This is a genomic window from Paraburkholderia sp. J94 (genome assembly GCF_905220285.1).
In the GTDB taxonomy this organism is placed as follows: Bacteria; Pseudomonadota; Gammaproteobacteria; order Burkholderiales; family Burkholderiaceae; genus Paraburkholderia; species Paraburkholderia tropica_A.
The window spans coordinates 371,183-394,258 of record NZ_CAJMZH010000005.1 but is presented as its reverse complement, the minus strand read 5'-3'; the positions used below and the strand labels follow the sequence as shown (position 1 = coordinate 394,258).

Genomic DNA, 23,076 nt, shown 5'->3' with positions numbered 1-23,076 from the left:
GAGCGCGCGTCTCGCGGCGGCTCGGATCGATGGGCGACGTGCGCAGGACGCGGGCGAGGTGGATGCGATGAACGCGGCGGACGCGATCGGCGCGCAGCGTTTGCCGCGCCTCGCGCGCGCGCTCGTCTGCGGCCTCGCGGTGCAGTTGTGCGCCGCGCCGTTCATGACGTTCGCGCCGCTGGCGATGGCGGCATCGGCGGCGGCGTCCACCAACGCGACGAATGCTACGAACGCCGCAAACGCCACGAACGCCACGAACGCCGCGACGAAATCCGCCGCACCGGGCGACGCACCGCCGCCGCTGCCGGGCGCGAACCACAGCGCCGCCGACGGCGCGACCTCGGTCGGCTCCGCGCCGCCGCCCGGTCCCGCGCAGACCTTCGATCCGCAGGCGGGCGCGCAGCCCGCGTTCGCGCTGCCGTCGCCGCCGCTGCCGCGCGAGCAGCAGAAGCTGCTGGGCATGCGTCCGCCCACGACCGCGAATCCCGGCACGCTGGTGCCCGGCGGCCGCCGCCAGACGCTCACGTTCGCCGATCTCGGCGCGCTCGATCCGCTGCAACTGCGCGGCACCGACGGCCAGAACGGCGTGCCGTTCTCCGTGCGCAACGACGAAGTCGTGACCGGCGCCACGCTGCATCTGATCTACAGCTACTCGCCCGCGCTGCTGCCCGAACTTTCGCAGCTCAAGGTGCTGATCAATGGCGAAGTGGCCGCGACGCTGCCCGTGCCGCAATCGCAGGGAGGCACCACGGTCGCGCGCGACGTGCCGCTCGATCCGCGCTTCATCACCGAGTTCAATCACCTGAACGTGCAGCTGATCGGCCATTACACGCGCCGCTGCGAAGATCCCGCGAATTCCGCGCTCTGGGCCACGGTCAGCAACGCGAGTTCGCTCGATCTGACCTACGCCTCGCTGCCGACGAAGCCCGATCTCGGCGCGCTGCCGCAGCCGTTCTTCGACCGCCGCGACGTGCGCCGCCTCGAACTGCCGATGGTGTTCGCCACGAAGCCCGACGCCGCCACGCTCGAAGCCGCGGGCACGCTCGCCTCGTGGTTCGGCTCGCTGGCGGGTTATCGCGGCGCGGTCTTCCCGGCGCAAGTGGGCAACGCGCCGCTTTCGGGCAACGCCGTCGTGTTCGCGCTCGCCGACTCGCATCTCGACGGCGTGACGCTGCCCGCGATCAGCGGCCCGACCATCGCCGTGGTCGAGCGCGCCGCGCCCGCGCGCGGCGAACTGCTGCTCGTGCTCGGCCGCAACGGCTCGGAACTGAAGACGGCGGCCAGCGCGCTCGCGCTCGGCCAGAACACGCTGTCCGGCACCAACGTGACGATCGGCCAGCTCGTGACGCTCAAGCCGCGCACGCCGTACGACGCGCCGAACTGGCTGCCGTCGAACCGTCCCGTGCGCTTCGGCGAACTGGCCGACGAGCGCGCGCTCTCGGTCACGGGCTACGACGCCGGTGCGATCGCGATCAATCTGCACGTGCCGCCCGACATGTTCATGTGGAACACGAAGGGCGCGCCGCTCGATCTGCGCTATCGCTACACGGTGCGCCCGCGCCCGGACCGCTCGTCGCTGAATATCAGCGTCAACAACAGCTTCGTGCAGGCGCTGGAAATTCCGGCCGTCGATCCGTCGCGCTTCAGCCTCGGCCATTTCCTCGGCCGCTTCGGCGCGCAGGCGTACACGACGGGCGTGACGCGCCGCATCGTCTACGTGCCGCCGCTGCTGCTCACGCCGCGCTCGCAGTTGCGCATGCACTACTTCTACGACATCCCGAACACGGGCGAATGCTCGGGCCGTCTGATGCCGAACGTCGAAGGCTCGATCGATCCCGATTCGACCATCGATCTGTCGTCGTTCCCGCATTACATGGCGCTGCCCGATCTGGCCGCGTTCGCGAACAGCGGCTTCCCGTTCACGCGCATGGCCGACCTCTCGCAGACGGCCGCGATTCTGCCCGACGATCCCACCTCGGGCGACTACAGCCTGTTCCTGCTGGCGATGGGCCGCATGGGCGAATCGACGGGCTATCCGGTCACGGGCGTGACGGTGGCCGGTCCCGGCGACATCGACCGTCTCGCCGACAAGGATCTGCTGCTGCTCGGCGGCCCCGGCCGTCAACCGCTGCTGCAACGCTGGGCGAAGTCGATGCCGTTTTCGAGCGACGGCGACACCACCACCTTCACGCTCTCCGACCTCGGCTTCAAGGTCGAAGACTGGTGGCACGGCTCGCACGGCGCGGAACGCACGCCCGCGCGCGCCGATCTCTCGCTCGTGAGCAACGGCGGCAGCGCGCTGATCGCGGGCTTCGAGTCGCCGCTCCAGTCGGGGCGCAGCGTGGTCGCGCTGATCAGCTCGCCGGGCGAGTCGGAAGCCGACATGACCTCGGCGCTGCTCGACGCCGACGTGCTGCCGCAGCTCCAGGGCGCGATGGCCGTGGTCCACGGCCGCTCGGTCACGGTGACGTCGAACGGCGATACGTACTACGTCGGCAAGCTCTCGCCGCTCGAATACGCGCGCTGGGTGCTGTCGTCGCATCCGCTGTTGCTGCTGCTCGGCGGCGTGCTCGCGGCCATCGTGATCGCCGCGCTGTTCTATCGCGTGCTGCGCGGCATCGCCGCGCGCCGGCTCAAGGATTGACATGATGCCGACCCAACGTCGTCCCCGAGGCAATCCGCGTTCATCGCTGGCCGCGTCGGTCACGCTGGCCGCCGCGCTGCTGTGCGCCACGGCGGCGGGCGCGGCCCGCGCGCAGTCGTCGCCGGCGCCGGCTGCCGCGTGCGGCGACTGGCCCGCTTACCGCGCCTTCATGACGCGCACGGTGCAAGCCGACGGACGCGTGCTCGACGCCACCACGCCGGTGCAGCAGAGCACCTCGGAAGGCCAGTCCTACGGCCTGTTTTTCGCGCTCGTCGCGAACGACCGCGCGGGCTTCGACCGCATGCTCGGCTGGCTGCGCGCCAATCTCGCGGGCGGTCAGTTCGACGCGAGCAATCTGCATCTGCCCGCGTGGCAGTGGGGCCATAAACCCGACGGCAGCTGGGGCGTGATCGATCCGAATCCGGCCTCCGATTCCGATGTGTGGATCGCCTACGACCTGCTCGAAGCGGGCCGTCTGTGGCGCGCGCCCGAGTACACGGCGCTCGGCACCGCGCTGGCGGCGCAGATCGCCAAACGCGAAGTGACCGATCTCGCGGGGATCGGGCCGATGCTGCTGCCGGGGCCGCAAGGTTTCGTCAACGGCGACGTTACGCGCCTGAATCCGAGCTATTCGCCGCTGCCGGTGCTGCGCGGTCTCGCGTCGGCGCTCAAGGGCGGGCCGTGGAGCGCGCTCGCGCAGAACGGCTACAAGCTCGTCGCGGGCACCGCGCCGCGCGGCTTCGCGCCCGACTGGGCGGCGTGGCACGCGGGGCAGTTCGTCGTCGATCCGAAAACGGGCGATGTCGGCAGCTATGACGCGATCCGCGTCTATCTCTGGGCCGGTCTCGCGAATGCCGCCGACCCGCTCGCGAAGCCCTGGCTGAACGCCGTGCGCGGCATGGCCGAGCGCGTCGCGCAAACCGGCGTGCCGCCCGAGAAGGTGGCGGCCGCGACCGGCGACGGCAGCGGCGAAGGGCCGCTCAGCTATTGGGGCGCGCTCGCGCCGTATTTCGCGGCGCTCGGCGACACGAAGAGTCTCGCGCTCGCGCGCTCGCGCCTCGCCGCGCTCGACAGCGTCACGCCGGGCCGCGAGCCCGTCTATTACGACCGCGTGCTCGGCCTGTTCGGCGCGGGCGCGGTGGAAGGCCGCTATCGCTTCGACGCGAGCGGGCGGCTCGTGCCCGCGTGGGAGGGCGCATGCCGATGAGCGCGTGGCTGGATCAGCAGAATTCGCAGGACCCGATGCAGACGAAGCAAGTGAAGCACGAACAGCATGAGAAGCGCGCGAAGCGCAAACCGCTCGGCGCGCTGGCGCTGACGCTCGCGCTCGCGGGTGTGGTCGCGTTGGCGCACGCGCCGCTCGCGCATGCCGCCGACGATGCGCTCAAGGCGCTCATCGATCAGGGCAAGTACTGGCAGGCGCATGGTCGCGGCGACCTCGCGGAGCAGGCGTGGGAGAAGGTGCTGCGCCTCGACGCGAAGCAGCCCGACGCGCTGCTCGGCATGGGCATGGTGATGGCCGACCGCAAGGACGGCGGCCGCGCCGAGTCCTATCTCGAACAACTGCGCCAGGTCGCGCCGAATTATCCCGGCATCGACGATCTGGGGCGCCGTCTCGGGCAATCGAGTCCGCGCGATCAGACCGTGAACGATGCGCGGCGTCTCGCGCAGATGGGCAAGAGCGCGTCGGCGGTCGAGCAGTATCAGAAGGCGCTCAATGGCGTGCCCGCCACGCCGCAACTGCGCCTGGAGTATTACCAGGCGCTCGCGGCCACGCCCAACGGCTGGGACGAGGCGCGCAAGGGCCTCGAACAGCTCGCGCGCGACAATCCCGACGATCCGCGTTATGCGCTCGCCTACGCGCAGCACCTCACGTATCGCGACACCACGCGCCGCGACGGCATCGCGCGTCTGCAGGTGCTCGCTAACGACAGCAAGGTCGGGCCGCAGGCGCGTCAAAGCTGGCGTCAGGCGCTGCTGTGGCTGGCGGCGCGGCCCTCGGATCAGGCGAGTTTCGACGCCTATCTGAAGCTCTCGCCCGACGATCCCGCCGTGAAGGCGCGCTACGAAAGCATGGTCGTGCAGGATCAGGCCACGCGCGAGCGCTCCGCCCAGGATCAGGCCAACGACGCGCGCGGCCGCGCGGTCGCGGACGGTTTCGCCGCGCTCGACCGCAACGATCTGGCGACGGCGCGCGCGCGTTTTTCGGCGATCCTCGCGAACTCGCCCAACGACGCCGACGCGCTCGGCGGCATGGGCGTGGTCGAGCTCAAGCAGGAGCACTTTCCCGAGGCGCGCAACTATCTCGAACGCGCGTCGCGCGCGGGCAATCCCGCGCGCTGGCGCGAGGCGCTCGCGAGCGCCTCGTACTGGACCTACACGAGCGAGGCGCTCGGCGCGCAGAGCAATGGCGAGGTCGCGAAGGCGAAGTCGCTGTTCGAGCGCGCCATCGCGCTCAATCCCTCGGAGGTGACGGCCCAGGTGATGCTCGGCGAACTGCTGCTGGCCAATCACGATCCGCAGGGCGCGGAGCAGGCCTATCGCATGGCGCTGCGCCGTCAGGCCGACAACCCCGACGCGATTCGCGGCCTCGTCGGCGCGCTCGCGGCGCAAGGGCGCGGCGACGAAGCCCTGCAATTCGCGAATCAGCTCACGACCGAGCAGCAGGGCAAGGCGGGCGGTCTCGACCGTCTGCGCGGCACGGCCGAAGCGGCCCAGGCGCGCGCCGCCGAAGCGCAGGGCGATCTGGGCCGCGCGCGCAGCCTGTTCGAGAGCGCGCTCGTCAGCAATCCTGACGATCCGTGGCTGCGCCTCGACCTCGCGCGCATCTACGTGCGCCAGGGCGCGGTGGGCACCGCGCGCAGCATGATGGACGGCCTGCTCGCCGCGCATCCCGACATGGTCGACGCGCTGTACGCGAGCGCGCTGCTCGCCGAGCAGACGCGCGACTACGGCAACGGCCTGCAGATGCTCGACCGCATTCCCGCCGACAAGCGCACGACGGCGATGGCCGAATTGCAGCATCGTCTGTGGCTCGGTCAGCAAGTCGATCTCGCGACGCAGATGTCGAAGCACGGCCAGCGTCAGCAGGCGCTCGCGCTGCTGCGCGGCGCGGAACCGGTCGCGCAGGCGAGCCCGGCGCTGATCGGCGAACTGGCGGGCGGCTACGTGGCCGCGGGCGACCCGGATCGCGCGCTGTGGCTCGTGCAAGGCGCGATGTCGGCGGCGCCCGGCGATGCGGGCCTGCAATTGCAGTACGCGGGCATCCTGCTCGCGAGCCATCAGGACGTGATGCTCGGCCAGGTCATGCAGCGTTTGCAGACGATGCAGCTCACGCCCGATCAGCGCACCGATTTCGACAATCTCAATCTCGCGATCGTGGTGCGCCGCGCCGACGCCGTGCGCACGAGCGGCGATCTCGCCGGCGCGTACTCGGTGATCGCGCCGTGGCTCGCGGCGATGCCCGACAACCCCGACCTGCAGGCGGCGCTCGCGCGGCTCTATTCGTCGGCGGGCGATTCGGCCAATGCGCTCAAGTGCTATCGGATCGCGCTGGCGCGCCGTCCCGACGACCACGGTCTGCAACTGGCGGCGCTCTACGCGGCGTCGGGCGCGAAGGCCTGGCGCTACGCCGAGCAACTCGCGAATACCGCCTTGAGCGCCGCGCCCGACGATCCCGACACGCTCGCCGCCGTCGGCCGCATGTATCGCGCGCAGGGCAAGCTCACGCTGGCCGCGCAGTATCTGAAGCAGTCGCTCGTCGCGAGCACGACGCCCGTGGGCGCGCATCCGGCGGCTGCCGGGCGCGCCGCCAACGTGCCGCGCGGCTGGGAAGCGCTCAGCCGTCCGCTGGGCGCGAACCCGTTGCCGGGCACCAATCCCTTCGAGGGCAAGACGGCGGTCGATACCGCCAGCGACGCGAACACGGCGGGCGCGAACAGCGCGGCGAGCGGCTATGCGACGCCCGCGCCGAGTTCGCCGTCGTGGTCCAAACTTTCGTCACCTGTACCGACCGTGCCTATTTCCCTGCCTCCGGCGCAGCCCGCGCCGTATGTTGCACCTTATGTGGCGCCGCCCGCCGGTTCGACCTCGGGCTATCAGGCGCCCGCCGGATCGACGGACGGCTATGGGCCGGATACCTACGGCTCCAGCGCGTCGGGCGGTCCCGCGACGGCGCAGCCGTTGCAGCCGTATGCGCAGTACGCTCCGGGTGGCTATCCGCAGCAGGCGCAGCCTTATCCGCAGCAACCGTATCCGCAGCAACAGGCCTATCCGCAAGGCTATCCGCAGCAGCCGTATGCCGCGCAGCCCTGGCCGATGTCGCCCGCCGCCCAGGCCGCGCAAGGCGGTTATGCGCAGCCCGCCGCGCCGACGCGCACGCAAAAGCGCACGTCGAAGAACAAGCAGGCGAACAATCGCGCCGCGTATGCCCAGCAACAGGGTTATGCGCAGCCGTATCCGCAGGGCGGCTACCCGCAATATCCGCAATATCCGCAGCAGGGTTACGCGCAGGGCGGCTATCCGCAGCAGCCGTATCAACAGGGTGGTTATCCGCAGCAGGCGTATCCGCAGCAAGGTTATGCGCAGAACGGCTATCCGCAGCAGGGCTATCCGCAACAAGGCGGCTACGTGCCGCAACCGCCCTACGCGCAGCAGCAATACGCCGCGCCCGCCTACATTCCGCAGCCGCCCGCAGGCTACGCGCAGCCGTACGCGCCGCCCGCCGCTGCCGCCGCGAACGCCGCGCCCACGCCGCAGCAGATCGCGAACTCGCAGACGCTCGGTGTCGCCGACGAACTCGCGCAGATCAACCGCGAGCAGTCGAGCACGATCTCGGGCGGCGTGATCTTCCGCAACCGCACGGGCGAGGACGGCCTCTCGAATCTCACCGATATCGAAGCGCCGATCGAAGGCCGCATCAAGGCGGGCAACGGCCACATCGTCGTGACCGCGACGCCCGTCACGCTCGACGCGGGCACGGCAGCCACCGACGTGCCGACGCTCGCGCGTTTCGGCTCGGGCCTCGGCATCAGCGCGACCGGCAGCAGCGGCTTCGGCTCGCAGACGGCGAGCGGCGTGGGCCTCTCGGTCGGCTATGAAACGAAGTCGATCAAGGCCGACATCGGCGCGACGCCGGTGGGCTTCCGCTATCAGAACGTCACGGCGGGCGCGGAGTACGACGGTGGCATCACCGACAAGGTCTCGTACTCGCTCGCGATCACGCGCCGCGCGGTCACCGACAGCCTCTTGTCGTACGCAGGCGCGCGCGACCAGAACGAGAATCTCGAATGGGGCGGCGTGATGAAATCGGGCGGCCGCGCCGCGCTTTCATGGGACGACGGCACCAACGGCCTCTACGTGAACGGCGAAGCCATGTTCTACAACGGCCACCATGTGGAGGACAACGTCGGCGGCAAGGCGGGCGGCGGTTTCTACACGCGCGTCTACAAGGACGCCGACCAGACCTTCACGGTCGGCGTGAACACCACGTGGATGATGTTCGACAAGAACCAGTCGTACTACACCTACGGCCAGGGCGGCTACTTCAGCCCGCAGCAGTACGTGATCCTGAATTTGCCGGTGGAATACGCGGGCCGCAACGGGCCGTTCACGTTCGACCTGAAGGGCTCGATCGGCGTGCAGCATTATCGCGAGGACGCGGTGGCGTACTTCCCGCTCGATGCGGGCATGCAAGGCACGGCCAAGTACAACATGAACAATTCGACTACCGCCAACCTTGACCCGGACGCCACCTATCCGGGGCAGAGCAAGACCGGCTTCGCGTATTCGCTCTACGCGAGCGGCGAGTATCAGCTCGGGCCGCAGCTCGCGGTCGGCGCGATGGCTTCGCTCGGCAACGCGTATCAGTATCGCGAGTGGCTGGCGGCCGTGTATCTGCGCTACAGCTTCTCGCCGCAGTCGGGCTCGCAGCCGTTCCCGCCGCGCGCGTTCTCGTCGCCGTTCCTCGCGACGTCGGATTGAGGCTGGCGGTTGCGTCTTGACTGAAGCCTGAAGCCTGACACCTGGCACCAAAAAAACGGCCCGATGCGCATCACGCATCGGGCCGTTGTCATTGCGCGCTCGATCTGCGCTCAAGCCATCTTCAAGCCGCCTCCGGCCACGGCAACCCCGGCGTGGCCCAGTCGAGTTCGACGGCGAGCAGCACCTGCATGCCGTCCACGCTCAGCGCGATCGACACGATGATGCACAGATTGCTCGTGATCGGCGACAGCATCGGCCCGGAATAGACCGCGCTGCCGCTCTCGCGCACGGCCTTCCAGAAGAACGCGCGATGATCCCAGCGGCCGGCGACGACCGTGTTCGCGCGCGTGTCGCCATAAAGATGGTTGACGGGCGGCGCTTCGGCGGGTCCGCGCGCCTCGAACAGCGTCGCGCGTCCGGTCGGCCCGAGCGCGAACACGCGCAGGCACAGCGGCCGCGCAAGCAGCGTGGCGAGCGAAGCCGGATACGGCATGCCCGATTCGACCTGCTTGGCCGCGTCGGTGATCGCGTCGAGATACGGGCGGATCGTCGAATCGAACTGGCCCATGCGCGTCGAGCGCGCGAGCGCGACCACGTCGAACGCGTGATCGATGCGCGTGGGCGCCGCGCCGCCGGGCGCGAGCGAGGCGCTCGGCCGTCCGAGCAGATAACCCTGCGCGATATCGACCTTGGCCTCCACGGCCAGCACCAGTTCCTCGGTGGTTTCGACGCCTTCGACCACCACCACGATATCGGCCTGATGCAGCAGCGTGACGAGGTCGCGCAGCAGCGGGCGGCCCGAACGCCGGTTGCGCGCGCGGATCAATTCGCCGTCGAGTTTCACGAGGTCGGGCTGGATGCGCAGCAGGCGGTCGAGATTCGAATAGCGCGCGCCGAAGTCGTCGACAGCGATCAGGAAGCCGCAATCGCGATAACGGTTCGCGGCGAGCGAGAGCTCGTGCGGATCGGCGTCGTCGGTTTCGAGCAGTTCGAGCACGATGTCGCCGGTGTCGAGGCCCGCGTCGTGCACGACGCTCGCGAGCGTCAACTCGTAGCCGGGCTGCACGAACGTCGACGGCAGCACATTCAGGAACAGGCGCGCGCCCTCGGGCAGTTGCGCGCCGACGCTGCGCAAATGGCATTCGTGCGCGAGCACGTCGAGCGCCATCAACTCATCAGGTGTGAGACCGCCGAACAGCACCACGGGCGCGACCAGATTGTGGTCGTCGTCCTCGCCGCGCAGCAGCGCTTCCACGCCGATCAGCTGTTCGCGCGGCAGGCTCCAGAGCGGCTGGAAATGCGAGACCAGCGTCACGTCGCGCCAGCGCAGGCGCGGCATCGCGTGGCTCGCGAGATCGCGCGCACGCAGCGGCGCGGGCGCGTCGCTGGCCGTGTTGCGTACGGGCACGCGCAGCGCGCCGCGCTCGAACGCGACCTGATTGCGGCCGGCCTGCTTGGCGCGGAACAGCGCTTCGTCGGCGCGTTCGAGCAGCGAGGCGATGGTGTCGCCGTGCGCGAGCCGCGCCACGCCGATGCTGGCGGTCACGAAACCTTCAGGACGCGGCACACGCGCGATCTCGGCGCGGAGCGATTCTGCGAAGCGTTCAATCGGACAGCCGGGCTGCTCGTTCATCAGCGCGACGAATTCCTCGCCGCCGATGCGCGCGATCAGCGTCCCGGCGGGCGCGAGCGCGACGAGGGTCTGCGCGACGTTCCTGAGCACCTTGTCGCCCGCGCCGTGGCCGAACTGATCGTTGATCGACTTGAACTGGTCGATGTCGATAAAGAGGAGTACGAGCGGTTGGCTATCGGCCGCGCGGCTTTCGATCGTCTGCGCCGCCGCTTCGAGAAACGCGCGGCGGTTTTGCACGCCGGTGAGCGCGTCGGTGGCCGCGAGCGTCGTCAGTTCTTCTTCGAGCCGGAAATGGCGGAAGCGGAAGTGATAGAAGCCGAAATGAAACACCACGGCCGTGGTGAGCGAGATCGTCACCCAGACGCCGAAAATCGCGAGCTGCTCGGGCGAGAGCGTCAGCGCGAACGGCAGCGTCGCGAGGTAATAGAGCACGTTGCCGATCACGAAATGACGCGGCGTGAGCCACAGCGGCGCGGCGCACAGCGTGATCGCGACCACGGCCGGCAGCATCCACACGAGCGGATCGCCGGTGCCGCGCACGACCACGTTGGCCGCGCACTGCATGATCACCACATAGGCCACGCCGATGAATCCGAACTCGGCGGTCGTGCGCGTGCGTGGAATCGCGAGCACGAGCATCACGAGGCCGATGCCCGCAAGCGCGGGGATCCAGAACGGAAAGGGCGTGTCGATCAGATGCGCTCGCGCGAAAGCGAACAGCACATAAGCGCCGATCGACAGCGCCATCGTCACGAACGAGAGCGGACGCTGAAGCTGAAGCGAGCGCAGATGGAAACGCTTTCGTTCGATGGGTGCAACCGGCAAGGTGAATACGGAAGACCACATGGCGCGCGCTCCGGCGACTTGTCTGACGAATGAGATGGCGCCCAGTATAGCGGGCGTCCGTTAATGGAACGTGAGGGAAATCGTGCGGGCCGCGAGGCCCGCGCAATTCAATGCGGTGCGGGTTCGATCGTGACCTTGCGGATCACGGCGACGGTATGGCCATCGGCGTCGTCGATCGTATCGGTCCAGAAGATGCCATAGTTGCGCAGCCACGTGGTGTGCCAGTTGTCGATGCCGCCGTGCGCATTCGTACGCGAACATTGCAGGCCGATCGCTTCGCCTTCGAACGAAGGGAAGACGCGCGCGGCGGGCTGCGGGGCTTGCGCCACGCAATGGCGCACCGCGCCGGACGCGCTCGGCTGCGGCTCCACGATGTCGATCTGTTCGCCCGGCGCGGGCGCGCGGTCCGCGAAATCGAGTGTCGAAGGCGTCTGCAAGGTGGCGAGCCGCGTGGTCGCCGAACCCGCGTCGACCACCTGCTCGCGCAGCGTCGCGAGGCCGTAGTTCAGCGTGAATTCGGCCCACTGTTTCGACCGGTTCAGCTCCGCGATCACGCCGTTGTCGCGGCGGTTGAGGAGGACGTCCTGGAACGGCGCGCTCTCGCTGGGCGTGTCCTTGTTGATCCATTGCGCATCCACGACGATGCGCGTGAAGGGCAGCGGGCGGCTGCCGTCGGCGGGCAGTTGCTGGCGCAACGGTGCGGGCAGCGCGCGTTCGTCGAAGGTCGCGTCGAGCCACGCGGCGGGGTTGGCGAGCACGGTCTGGAACGCTTGCGGACGCCGGTTGAGCGCGCGGAAGAACTCCCAGGACGTGCGTTGGCGCGTGGGCTCGGGCATTGCTGCGAGCGTGTCGAGCGTGTAGACGAGATTGCCGCAGGCGCCCGCCGGATAGCCGGGCGTGCCGGCGGGCAGCACGGGGACGGCGGCCATGGACGCGTCGGCATCGAGCAGTTCGGCGGTCGTGTAGCGCTCGACGGCGGGCTGCGCCTGGAGATTCGCCGAGGCGATTTCGAGCAGCGTCATCAGGTCGTCGAACGTGCGCGCCGAAGCGGCTTTCGCGAAGGCCATGAGGTCGCTGCCGAGGAACGCCGGCGTGCGGCAGTTGTTGGCTGAATTGGCCGGATCGCTGGAAATGTCCTTCAGCAGCGCGGCGATCCTGAGCCGGTCGGCGGCCGGGAACGGCACGGCCCAGAGCGTCGCCATGGTCGGCAACTGGCCCATGCGCGCGGCCCGCATCTCGGGATCGCGCGCGTATTTGACGACCCATCGGGCGACCGTGCGGCCGCGTTCGGAATCGGGATCGATGCCGTTCGCGGCGAGCGTCTGGCGCACGTCGTCTGGCGACAGCGAGGCGAAATAGCCGAGCGTCGGCGGGATCGACGTGGAGGGGACGATGGGCGCCGATTTTTCCGCCGTGGCGGCCGTGTCGGTCTGATGCGCGACGGCCGGTGCCGAAACCGGCACGAGCGGCGCGCTCTGTGTGTTCATGGCGAATGCCGCCGATGCCCCGAGCGACAGCACGATCCCGACTGCGCGTTTTTTAGTTTTGTTGTTCAATGCTCACCACCGTCATGCGGAACCCACGCCGCGCGCGCCTGCTGAGCGGCGCTTGCACGGCGAACCGCACCAGATATCGGCAGCGCGCGGGAATTCTTTAGATAAATACGCCGATGGCTTGCGCGTGCGAGAATTCCCGCCAGTCGCTGCCCAACTTTTCACCATGAATCGACCCGCCCCGCACGCGCGCCCCGACTGGGTGAAGCGCGCCGAACCGCTCGCCGGCGTCGAGCGCATCGAAGCCTGGTTCCACGGCAAGGCCTACGCGATGCATCGCCACGATACCTACGCGATCGGCCGCACGCTCGCGGGCGTGCAGAGCTTCAACTACCGGCGCGGCGTGAGCAACAGCCTGCCCGGCAACACCATCGTGCTGCACCCGGACGAACCGCACGACGGCCAGGCGGGCACGCGCGAAGGCTTCCGCTACCGCATGATTTACGTCGAGCCCGCACTGTTCCAGGACGTGCTCGGCGGCCGCGCGCTGCCGTTTCTCGAAGGCGGCGTGAGCACCGATCCGCGACTCGCGGCGGCGACCGAAACCTTGCTGCAACGCCTCGACTACCGCTTCGAACCGCTCGAACAGAGCGATGCGCTGGCCGAACTCGCGCACGCGCTCGCCGACGTGTCCGGCACGCCCGCGCGGCCCGCGAAGGGCGACTTTCGCGCCGCCCAACGCGCGCGCGATTTTCTGCACGCGAACAGCGCACGCATGGTGACGCTCGACGAAGTGGAAGCCGCCGCGGGCCGCGACCGCTGGAGCGTCTCGCGCGATTTCCGCACGTTCTACGGCACGAGCCCGTATCGCTATCTGACGATGCGGCGGCTCGACGCCGTGCGGCGCAGCCTGCTCGAAGGCGTGCCGCTCGCGGGCGCGGCGGCGCAAGCCGGTTTCGCCGATCAAAGCCATATGACGCGCCATTTCGTGAAGACCTTCGGCCTCACGCCGGGGCGCTGGCTGCAGGTCGCGGGCGGCGCTCGGCGCGGCTGAACGTCCGCGGGAACGCGCGCACAATCGTTCAATACGGCGGCCGCGCGGGGGCGTAGTCTCGACGCATGACTAACTCAGCGGAGCGCAGCATGACCTCGTCGAACCCTTCCCATTCCCACGCCAACGCGCCTGCCGCGCGCGGACAATGCGCGTCCATCGACCTGCTCGGCAAGATTGCGCAGATCGACGGCCACTGGCAGCCGCGCGTGGTCGCCGAAATGAACGACTACCAGTTCAAGGTCGTGAAAGTGCAGGGCGATTTCGTCTGGCATCGCCATGCCGATACCGACGAAACCTTCATCGTGCTCGAAGGCGAATTGCGTATCGACTATCGCGCGGGCCCGGATGGCGACGGCGCGATCGTGCTGCGCGCGGGCCAGATGGGCGTGGTGCCTAAGGGCGTCGAGCATCGGCCTTGCGCGAACGGCGAAGTCAGGATGCTGCTGATCGAACCGCGCGGCGTGGTGAATACCGGCGACGGCGCGCAAAGCGAACGCACCGTGGCGAACGACCAGTGGATTTGAATGGCGTCACGACGCGTGGGGTGGCGCGACGACGGCGTCGAGCTCCTTGCTCGATAAGCCGTATCGCGCCATGCGTGAGCGATGATCGGCGCTGCCGAGATACGCGTGCAATTGCGCGTTCACGGCGGCGAGCAAACGCGTGTCGTTGCGGTTGAAGGAAAACGCGCCGACTGGTGTGCTGCGCGCGTTGGCGCTTTCGTTTTCGTGATCCACCGCTTCGAGATGCGCATCGGCCATGCGCGAGGCGAGAATGCGATTGCCCAGCGCCGTGCTCGCATAAGCGTCGATGCTGCCTTCACGCAGCGCAGAAATTGCTTCGGACTGTTGATCGAATAGCGTGATCTGTGAATCGCGTACGCCCGCAGCAAGCGCCGAATCGTGCTGCACCTGCCCCGCGATCAGGCCGAGCCGCGCATCGTCGCGCTGCGCGACACTCGCGTAATTCGTGAGCGACTTCGGATTGCCCGCGCGCAGCAGAAAGCCATCGCCGATCGCCCAGACCGGCGCGCTGAACGCCACCGTTTGCGCGCGTTGCGGCGTGACGAACAGTGGCACGTTCATGTCCCATTCGCCGCGCTGAACGCCGGGCAGCAACGCGCTGAACGTGGTCGCGCGATACGCGATCTGCGTGACGCCAATCGCGGCGAGCACGCATTGCGCAAGCTCGATGTCGGCGCCCGTGGCGTGGCCGCTGGCGGCATCGGTCCAGCCGAACGGCGGTTCTTCGATATACGCGATCGTGATTTTCATGAAGGACTCGCGAAAAGCGTGAAGGGAAAGCGGCAGTGGCGTGCCGCTATTTTACGCAGCGCGCATTGTCCTTTGCCCGTTCCAGGCGTTCGTGACAGCAATGAGTCTGTTGTCGATTCATTACGCATCAATCGAAATAAATCGAAAATATAAAGGGCTGAATGTATTCTCTGAAAAATTTTGTAAGATAATGCTGAGCGTTTAAATGGCGACCAGAAAAGGACAGGAATGGGGGCGCAGGATCTCATTGCGGCCATTACCGGGGGCGTGGCGCAAACCGATCGGCTAATCAAGCTCGATACCCCACTCGGCGATAATGTGCTTCTACCGCAGCGCGCGGTGGGCCATGCGCGTATGGGCCGCGATTACGGCTTTACGCTCGATGTCGTTTCCACGAACGAAAACGTCGAACTCAAGAAGCTGATCGCGCAGCCCGTGACGTTGTGGCTGCAACAAGCCGACCAGACGTATCTGCCGCATCACGGCTACGTCCACACGGCCCGCCGGCTGGGCGCGGACGGCGGTTTGACGAGCTATCAGCTTGAATTCGCCTCATGGCAGCACTTCCTGCGCTACCGCTCGGACGCCCGCATCTGGCAGGATAAAAGCGCCGACGCGATCCTCACCGACGTATTCAATACGCATCCTCAGGCGCGCGGGGCATTTCGTTTCGCCATTCAGAAAGCCTTGTCCGCGCGCTCGTTTTGCGTGCAATACGAGAGCGACTGGCATTTCTGCCAACGGATTATGGAATCCGAAGGCCTATTCAGTTATTTCGAACAGGCCGCAGACGGTCAATCGCACACGGTCGTTATTACCGACAATATCGATGCATTGCCCGCTTTAAATCCGCAATCGGTTAATTTTTACCGGTCGGGCGTGAATGCCGAAACCCATGCGGTGGTGCAATGGAGCGGCACACGCACCTTGCAAAGCGTGACGCTCACGACGCGCACGTTCGACTACAAGTCGCCCGGCACGGCGGCCAACCCGAAGGGTACCTCGGTGCCCACGCACGCGAATCAGGGCGATCTGCCGGCGCAGGCCGAGGTGTACGAGTACACCGGCGCGTACACCTACGGCGATCAGTCGCGCGGCGACACGCTCAGCGAAACGCGCATGGAAGAGTGGGAGTCGCGCTCGAAGCGTTTCGAAGGCGCGGGCGCGGTGCGCAATCTCGACGCCGGACGCTGGTTCGAACTCGACGGTCATCCGGTCCACGACACGGACAGCGAGCAGGACCGGCAGTTTGCAGTGATCGAGGCGCGCTGGTTCATCGAAAACAATCTGCCTGCTTCGACCACGCAAGCGCCGTCGTTTCCGCACAGCCTGCAAGGCGAACTCGCCGCGATCAAGGCCGCGAATCAGGGCGACAGCGCCGCGTTCACCATCGCAGGCACGGACAGCAGCGAAGGCTTTTTGCTCGTGCAGATCGAAGCGCAGCGCAAGGCCGTGCCGTATCGCAGCCCGCTCGAGCATCACAAGCCGAAGATGCGCATGCAGACGGCGCTGGTGGTCGGGCCGGAAAACGAAGAGGTCTATACCGATTCGCAGAACCGCATCAAGGTTCATTTCCATTGGGATCGGCTGAATGCGGGCGATGAAGCCGCGTCGTGCTGGATACGCGTGGCGATGTCCGATTCGGGCAGCAGCTATGGCGGCGTGCATGTGCCGCGCGTCGGCGAAGAAGTGGTCGTGAACTGGCTCGATGGCGATTGCGACCGGCCGATTGCGACGGCGCGCGTCTATAACGGCGACACGAATCCGAACTGGCATTCGAACGGCATTCTCTCGGGCTACAAGTCGAAGGAATTCGGCGGCAGCGGCTACAACCAGATGGTGATGGACGACGCCACCGGCCAGAACCGCATGCAGCTTTACAGCACGAGTGCGAATTCGCAATTGCATCTGGGTTATCTGGTTGCGCAGAGCGCCAATTCGCGCGGCGCGTATCTGGGCAGCGGCTTCGATCTGAAATCGGATGCGTTTGGCGCGGTCAATGCGGGCCAGGGGCTCTATGTGAGCACCTACGCGAAAAGCGCGACGAGTCAGCAACTCGACGTGAGCGAAGCGAAAACGCAATTGGAGAGCGCGCAGGAAACGATCGATGCGCAATCGCAGGCGAGCGAAAAGCATCAAGCCGAGTCGTTGCAGGACGGCACGCAAGCGCTCAAGACCTTTACGAGCGCCACGCAATCGACGACGCAGGGCGCGAGCGCGAGCGGCGGCAATACCGCGGGCGGCGGCACAGGCAGCGCGAATGCGTTCACCGATCCGGTGATGTTGATGGCGAGTCCTTCGGGGATTGCGTTTTCGACGCAGGATTCCGCGCATATTGCTGCGAAAGAGCAGATCACGTTCGTCAGCAAGCAAAGCACGCATGTGGCGACGGGCAAATCGCTGCTCGCGAGCATCGGCGAAAAGCTCAGTCTCTTTGCGCAGACCGCTGGGATGAAGCTGTTTGCGGGAAAAGGCAAGGTCGAGATTCAGTCGCAGTCGGACAGTATCGAAGTGACGGCGCAAAAGACGCTCAAGCTGGTGTCCGCGACAGATCGCATCGAGATCGCCGCCGATCAGGGCATGCTGCTGACGAGCGGCGGCGCGTACATTCGGCTCGCGGGTGGCAACGTGGAAATTCACGCGCCGGGTCTCGTCGATATCAAGGGCGCGTCGCACGTGCTCGCGGGACCGGCGAGCATGGGTTATCCGCTGCCGAGCCCGCGTCCCGATCAGCCGGGGCAGCTCGAACTGCTGCACACCTACGCGAACGGCGCGGGCGTGAAGACGGGGCAGTACACCGTGCTCGATGCGAACGGCGGCGTGCTGCGCCAGGGCGCGCTCGACGCGAGCGGCCATACGATCGTGAGCGGATTGCCCGCCGGTGCCGCCGAGGTGAAGTTCGGCAAGGATCCGCGCGTGCAGTCCGATGTCGCGAGCGAATTCACCGTGCCGACCTGGCCTTCGTCGGATGATCTTGCAAGCACGAGCGCGACGAGCACCGCGCAATCGCAATTGGGTTCGTTGCTGTCGGGGGCGTCGAAGGCGGCCAGCACTGCGGCGAGCAGTGTTACGAGCGGGCTCGCGAGCACGGGCGCGAGTGGATTGAGCAGCTTGAGTAGCTTGAGTAGCTTGAGCGGATTGAGCAGTCTCAGCAACGTGAGCAGCGTCGCCGGATCGGCCAGCTCGATGGCGTCGAGCGCGCTCTCGGGGTCGGGCAGCGCGCTGACCTCGCAGGCACTGGGCTCAGCCAAACAGGCGCTGACCAGCGCGTTGCCCTCGAGCGCGCAAACTGTGTTGTCGCAAGCGAGCGCGCTGCAAGGCACCGCGCAACAGCTCGGCGGACTTGCGCAGAGCGCACGCAGCGCGGCCGCCGCGCTGAAAGTCGTCTGACGCCCATTATCGAATCTCGCAAGCGCGTTGCGCGCACAAACAAGATCATGACTACACCGGCCGCTACGCAAGCCAAGTCGACCGATTCCTATACCGGGCCGCTCAGCAAATTCCATCCCGACGACATCAACGCCAACGTCGCACTCCTGAACAAGTGGTTGATGGATATGAGCGGCGGTGTCGTCACGCTGGAGCGCGTGGAAACCGTCGCGCAGAACATGCCGGTGATCGCGAATATTTTCGCGGCGGTGGATTTGATCGTCGATATCAAGGCGATGATCGAGCACGGCAACCGGCCGCTCGATCTGTTCGACTGGCTCAATCTCGGGCTCGACCTCATCGGCATCGTTCCCATTCCGGCGGGCACCGCGCAAATCCGCATGGGCGCGCGGCCGATGCTGAAACTGTTGCGCGAGGAAGTGGCAAAGAATGGCCGCGCGGTGGGCGAAGCGGCGGCAACCGCGTTGCGCGACGGCATCATTGCCGCGATGGTCTCATCCGTGCAGGCGCGTTACGCGGGCGAAATTGAAACCTTCCTCACGGAGTTGCGCAAGGAATTGACCGCCGCGCTCGCAAAGGCGGCGGCATATATCGGCGAATTGATGAACGGACTCGCGGATCTCTTTGCGCACGCGGCGGGCAAACCGCTCAGCGTGAGCAAGGATCTCGATGCCGCGAATGCGCATTTGAAGCAGGCCGGTCACAATCTGCTTTATAAGCCGGGCGAAACGCTTTCGAGTATTGGCCTGCTGCTGCACGATGCGGTCAAGATCGTGGCGAAGCAAGGCGTGAATACCACGACGGCCGTGGCGAAGATGGTCGACTCGCATGCGAGCGCGCATTTGATGGCGGTGTCGCACGATCTTCGCCAGCGCGTGCCAGCGGTGCAGAAAGCCGTGCGCGCACTCGACGGCAACGATTTCGGCAAGATCGGCTGGCTGATTTCGGTCGGAGAAGACGGGATCAAACGCTGGCGTCATGTGCATCCGCAATCGCAGCGCATCGGCATTCCGCAACGCGGCCGCGCCAAAGCGGTTGAAAAGCGTCCGCAAGGCGCGACCGAATCGCTCGCGCACACGGCCCATGCAAAGCATCCGGGCGGATCGAGTTGCAACAATTGCAGCGCGGCAAAAACGCCGCCCGTCGCGACGGCGAATTCGATCGGCTTCGCGCTGGGCGACGAACGTATCGATCACGATGATTTCGTCGTCGACGGTCCGCTGCCGATTGCCTGGGTTCGCACCTACCGTTCGTTTTTCGATGCCAACGATACAAGGGGTGAACTCGGCGCGCGCTGGATCACGTCTTATACGACGCGCTTCGACATTCACACATCGAAGCTGGTTTATCACGACGCGGAAGGACGGAGCCTCGATTATCCGCTGCTCGACGCGGGCGCCGCGCACGACGACCTGACCGAGAATCTCACGCTGCTGCGCGTGGATGATCGCTGGCTCACGCTTACACGCGGCCATGATTCGCTCGAAGCGTACGAGAAGCACGGCGAACGCTTCCGCCTTGCGTTCCTCAAGGATCGCGCGGGCAATCAGATCACGCTCGATTACGATTCACACGGACGACTCTATCGCCTGATTGCGCCGCACGTGCAGGTCGCGTTCAAGCTCGATACGCGCGGACGCATTCTCGAAGCGTTCGAGCATGATGCGGAAGGCGTGCGCGTGGCGCGACTGGCAGCCTACGAATACGACGAATACGGCGACCTCGTGGGCGCGGTCGATCGCTACGGTAATCGACGCGAATATCGCTATCGCCATCACCTCGTGACGCGTTATACGGATCGCACGGGACGCGGCGTGAATCTCGAATGGGACGGCACGCATGCGAAGGCGCGCTGCTTCCGCGAGTATCGCGACGACGGCAGCGATGAAGTGACGCTCGCGTGGCATCCGAATTTCCGCAAGGTGAGCGTGACCGACGCGCTCGGCAATGTCACGCAGCACTATTACGACATCAACGGCTATACGTTCCGCGTGATTCACCCGGACGGCAGCGAGGAATGGCTTTACCGCAACCAGCACGACAAGCTCGTGCAATACATTCATCGCGATGGCGGCGCTGAATATCTCGACTACGACGAGCGTGGCAATTTCGTGCGCCACCAGCGCGTCGACGGCAGCATCGTCACGATGGAGTATGACGCGAAGGATCAACGCGTTCGCACGACCGATGCCGAAGGGCACGTCTGGGAGCAGGCGTACGACGACGCGGGCAATGTCGTGTCAGCGAAAGATCCGCTGGGCAATGAAACGAAATATCAGTACGACGAACAAGGTTTGCCCGTCGAGGTCACGGACGCAAAAGGCGGTACGAAAAAGCTGACCTATGATGCAGCGGGCCATTTGCTGTCGTATCGCGATTGCTCGGGGAAAACGACGCAGTGGACCTACGATGCAGCGGGTCGATTGATTGCCGCGAAGGACGCGGCGGGCGGCACGAAAACGTATCGCTATGGCGCGAATGGCGAGTTGAGCGAGATTGTTTCGCCGGGCGGCGTCGAGCGTGTGCAGTACGACGCGGAAGGGCGACTGCTGACGGCCATCGATCCCATGGAGCGCGCCACTCACTACGCGTATGACGGCGCGGGCCGCATCTCGCAGCGTGTGGATGCGCTCGGTCAGCGGCTCAGCTACGGCTACGATCGTCTCGGTCGACTCGTGCGCCTCACCGATGCGAACGATGCCACGTACGCGTTTCAATACGATTCTGTTGGACGCCAACTCGAAGAGGTGGGATTCGACGGCAAGGTCACGCGATACGCGTACGACGAAGCGAGCGGACGACTGCTCTCGACCGAAAGCGCCGAACGCGTCACGCAATACGCGTTCGATCGCGGCGGCCGTTTGGCAAGCCGCGAAGCGCAGGGGCAGACCGAGCGTTTTGCCTACGATGCAAATGGCCGCTTGATCGACGCGAGCAATGGTTATAGCCGCATTCAACGTTTCTTCGATCCGGTGGGCAATCTCGTACGCGAGCATCACGCGTACGACGTATTTGGCGTGATGCGCAGTTACGTCTGGCATCACACCTATGACGAACTCGGCAATCGCACGCGCACGGTGCGGCCCGATGGTCATGCGATCGACTGGCTGATGTATGGGTCGGGGCACGTGCACGGTCTGCTCGTGGACGGTGAAGAACGCCTGGAGATCGAGCGCGACGACTTGCATCGCGAGATTCGACGCACGCTGTCGAGCCGTATTGGTCAGAGCACGCTATATGACCCGGCAGGACGTATCGAAAGACAGACGGTGCAGCGCGAGAAAGCGCCAGCGCCGTTGAGTGCGCGGCGCTATCGCTATGACACGGCGGGGCAGCTCACGCAGATCGAGGACAGCCGCAAAGGCGTGACGGATTATCGTTACGATCCGGTTGGGCGTCTGCTGGAAGCGATCGGGCCGGGCGGAACGGAGCGCTTTGCGTTTGATCCCGCGAGCAATATCGTCGATCCTGTGCAGCCTGATCGCTCGCTCGGTTATTCGTTTGCAGCGCGTAGTGAAAGCACGCTGCCGGCTTCGGTGCCGAAAGTGCTCGGCAATCTGCTCAAGGACTATGCGGGCACGCATTTAGATTACGACGCACAGGGCAACCTCGTGCAGAAGCGTTCGTCGACGGGCACGCAGCGTTTCGAGTGGGATGCGTATGACCGGATGAGTAGCGCGAGTGTCGATGCGCCGTCGCGGCATAGTGTGTCGAGCTATTTCTACGATCCGTTTGGACGGCGTATTGCGAAGGTCGTCGATGGTGTGGAAACGGTGTTTGGTTGGGACGGCGATACGCTGGCGTATGAGTCTGGCACTGAGCACAGCACGCATTATGTGTATGAGGCGCGGAGTTTCGTGCCGATGGCGCAGTATGTGGGGGCGCCGGTTGCGGGGATAGAGACGCCGGTGCGTCGTGAGGGTGACCGCTATACGCCGGAGGATGATCCGTTACAGCGTGTGCCGGTTGCGAGTGGTGATACGCGCGTGATGTTCTATCACTGCGATCAGATCGGCACGCCGTTGATGATGACGGACGAAGCCGGTGAGGTGGTGTGGGAGGCGACGTATAAGGCTTGGGGCGAAGCGCGGGAAGTGATCGAGCGTGCGTCCTCGATTGGTGGCGACGAAGCGGTGAAGAATCCGCTGCGGTTCCAGGGGCAGTTCGTCGATGAAGAAACAGGGCTGCACTACAATCGGCATCGGTACTATGATCCGAACATCGGACGGTTCGTCAGCAAAGATCCGATTGGGTTGGCGGGTGGGGTTAATGTTTATGCGTATGCGCGTAATCCTTCACAGTGGGTCGACCCATTGGGCCTTGCAGCGCTGGGGCAATTGGGAACTTACGGCAGTCTCAATGGTGGTGACCACGTAGGCGATGATTTAGAGGTCCATGAGCTTCTGCGACACGAAGCACTAGTGCAAATGGGGTGTGCGAACAAACGTCGCCGCAACAGGGCCAATCCGTCAATTGCGGTGGATGCTGGAACGCATGATGACATACACGCCAATGAGAACGCATTGGCCGAAACACACCTAGGACTTGCGCCCAACAAGTTTAGCTTCGATCCAGATAGTGGCGGTCCATCGAAGCGACAAATGGACGTCTGGCAAGGTGCAGTTCGGCAAGCTGGGCTTTCGGCGGCGCAATCGAGGAGGCTACGTAAGCAGTCCGGCCAGTACCTTAGATCGCTCAAGTGTTGTTGCGATGAATGATTGTGGGGGCAAGAATGTATACAGAAGTTGTTTTCAGCAGAG

The 23,076-nt window shown here is 65.9% G+C and carries 10 protein-coding genes; 7 read left to right on the top strand and 3 right to left on the bottom strand.

Features of this window, described 5'->3' with window-relative positions; genetic code table 11:
* Nucleotides 1–67: 67 nt before the first annotated feature.
* From bcsB to U4Y88_RS12960, 3 genes are read left to right on the top strand one after another with little or no spacing between them, the layout of a single operon-like run.
* Complete coding sequence (gene bcsB / locus U4Y88_RS12970) at nt 68–2,644, top strand: cellulose biosynthesis cyclic di-GMP-binding regulatory protein BcsB (protein ID WP_415774438.1); 2,577 nt, start codon at nt 68–70, stop codon at nt 2,642–2,644.
* Between the two features lies 1 nt (nt 2,645).
* A complete protein-coding gene (gene bcsZ, locus U4Y88_RS12965; protein ID WP_321784350.1) occupies nt 2,646–3,851 on the top strand; it encodes a cellulose synthase complex periplasmic endoglucanase BcsZ in 1,206 nt (401 codons plus the stop codon).
* A 35-nt stretch (nt 3,852–3,886) separates the two neighbouring features.
* Nucleotides 3,887–8,626, top strand: coding sequence for a cellulose synthase subunit BcsC-related outer membrane protein (locus U4Y88_RS12960; protein ID WP_415774437.1), 4,740 nt, complete (start codon nt 3,887–3,889; stop codon nt 8,624–8,626).
* Between the two features lie 121 nt (nt 8,627–8,747).
* Here the strand turns inward: U4Y88_RS12960 and U4Y88_RS12955 are convergent, their stop codons facing one another.
* Nucleotides 8,748–11,105, bottom strand: coding sequence for a diguanylate cyclase domain-containing protein (locus tag U4Y88_RS12955; protein ID WP_321784346.1), 2,358 nt, complete (start codon nt 11,103–11,105; stop codon nt 8,748–8,750).
* 107 nt (nt 11,106–11,212) lie between these two features.
* Nucleotides 11,213–12,592 carry a hypothetical protein gene (locus U4Y88_RS12950; protein WP_321784344.1) on the bottom strand — a complete coding sequence of 460 codons (1,380 nt, stop codon included), beginning with the start codon at nt 12,590–12,592 and terminating at the stop codon, nt 11,213–11,215.
* A gap of 232 nt (nt 12,593–12,824) precedes the next feature.
* On the opposite strand from U4Y88_RS12950, the gene U4Y88_RS12945 reads away from it, so the two are divergent.
* Both U4Y88_RS12945 and U4Y88_RS12940 read left to right on the top strand, forming a co-directional pair.
* The gene (locus U4Y88_RS12945; protein WP_310634473.1) at nt 12,825–13,652 is read left to right on the top strand and encodes an AraC family transcriptional regulator; all 828 of its coding nucleotides are present in this window, start codon (nt 12,825–12,827) and stop codon (nt 13,650–13,652) included.
* A gap of 89 nt (nt 13,653–13,741) precedes the next feature.
* Nucleotides 13,742–14,176, top strand: coding sequence for a cupin domain-containing protein (locus tag U4Y88_RS12940; RefSeq protein WP_224010531.1), 435 nt, complete (start codon nt 13,742–13,744; stop codon nt 14,174–14,176).
* A 6-nt stretch (nt 14,177–14,182) separates the two neighbouring features.
* Here the strand turns inward: U4Y88_RS12940 and U4Y88_RS12935 are convergent, their stop codons facing one another.
* Nucleotides 14,183–14,926, bottom strand: coding sequence for a transporter substrate-binding domain-containing protein (locus U4Y88_RS12935; RefSeq protein WP_321784342.1), 744 nt, complete (start codon nt 14,924–14,926; stop codon nt 14,183–14,185).
* A gap of 228 nt (nt 14,927–15,154) precedes the next feature.
* Between U4Y88_RS12935 and U4Y88_RS12930 the strand changes: the two genes are divergently transcribed.
* Nucleotides 15,155–18,316, top strand: coding sequence for a type VI secretion system Vgr family protein (locus tag U4Y88_RS12930; RefSeq protein WP_321784340.1), 3,162 nt, complete (start codon nt 15,155–15,157; stop codon nt 18,314–18,316).
* Nucleotides 18,317–18,363: 47 nt separating this feature from the next.
* On the top strand, nt 18,364–23,034 hold the full coding sequence (locus tag U4Y88_RS12925) for an RHS repeat-associated core domain-containing protein (RefSeq protein ID WP_321784338.1): 4,671 nt from the start codon (nt 18,364–18,366) through the stop codon (nt 23,032–23,034).
* Nucleotides 23,035–23,076: the final 42 nt, after the last annotated feature.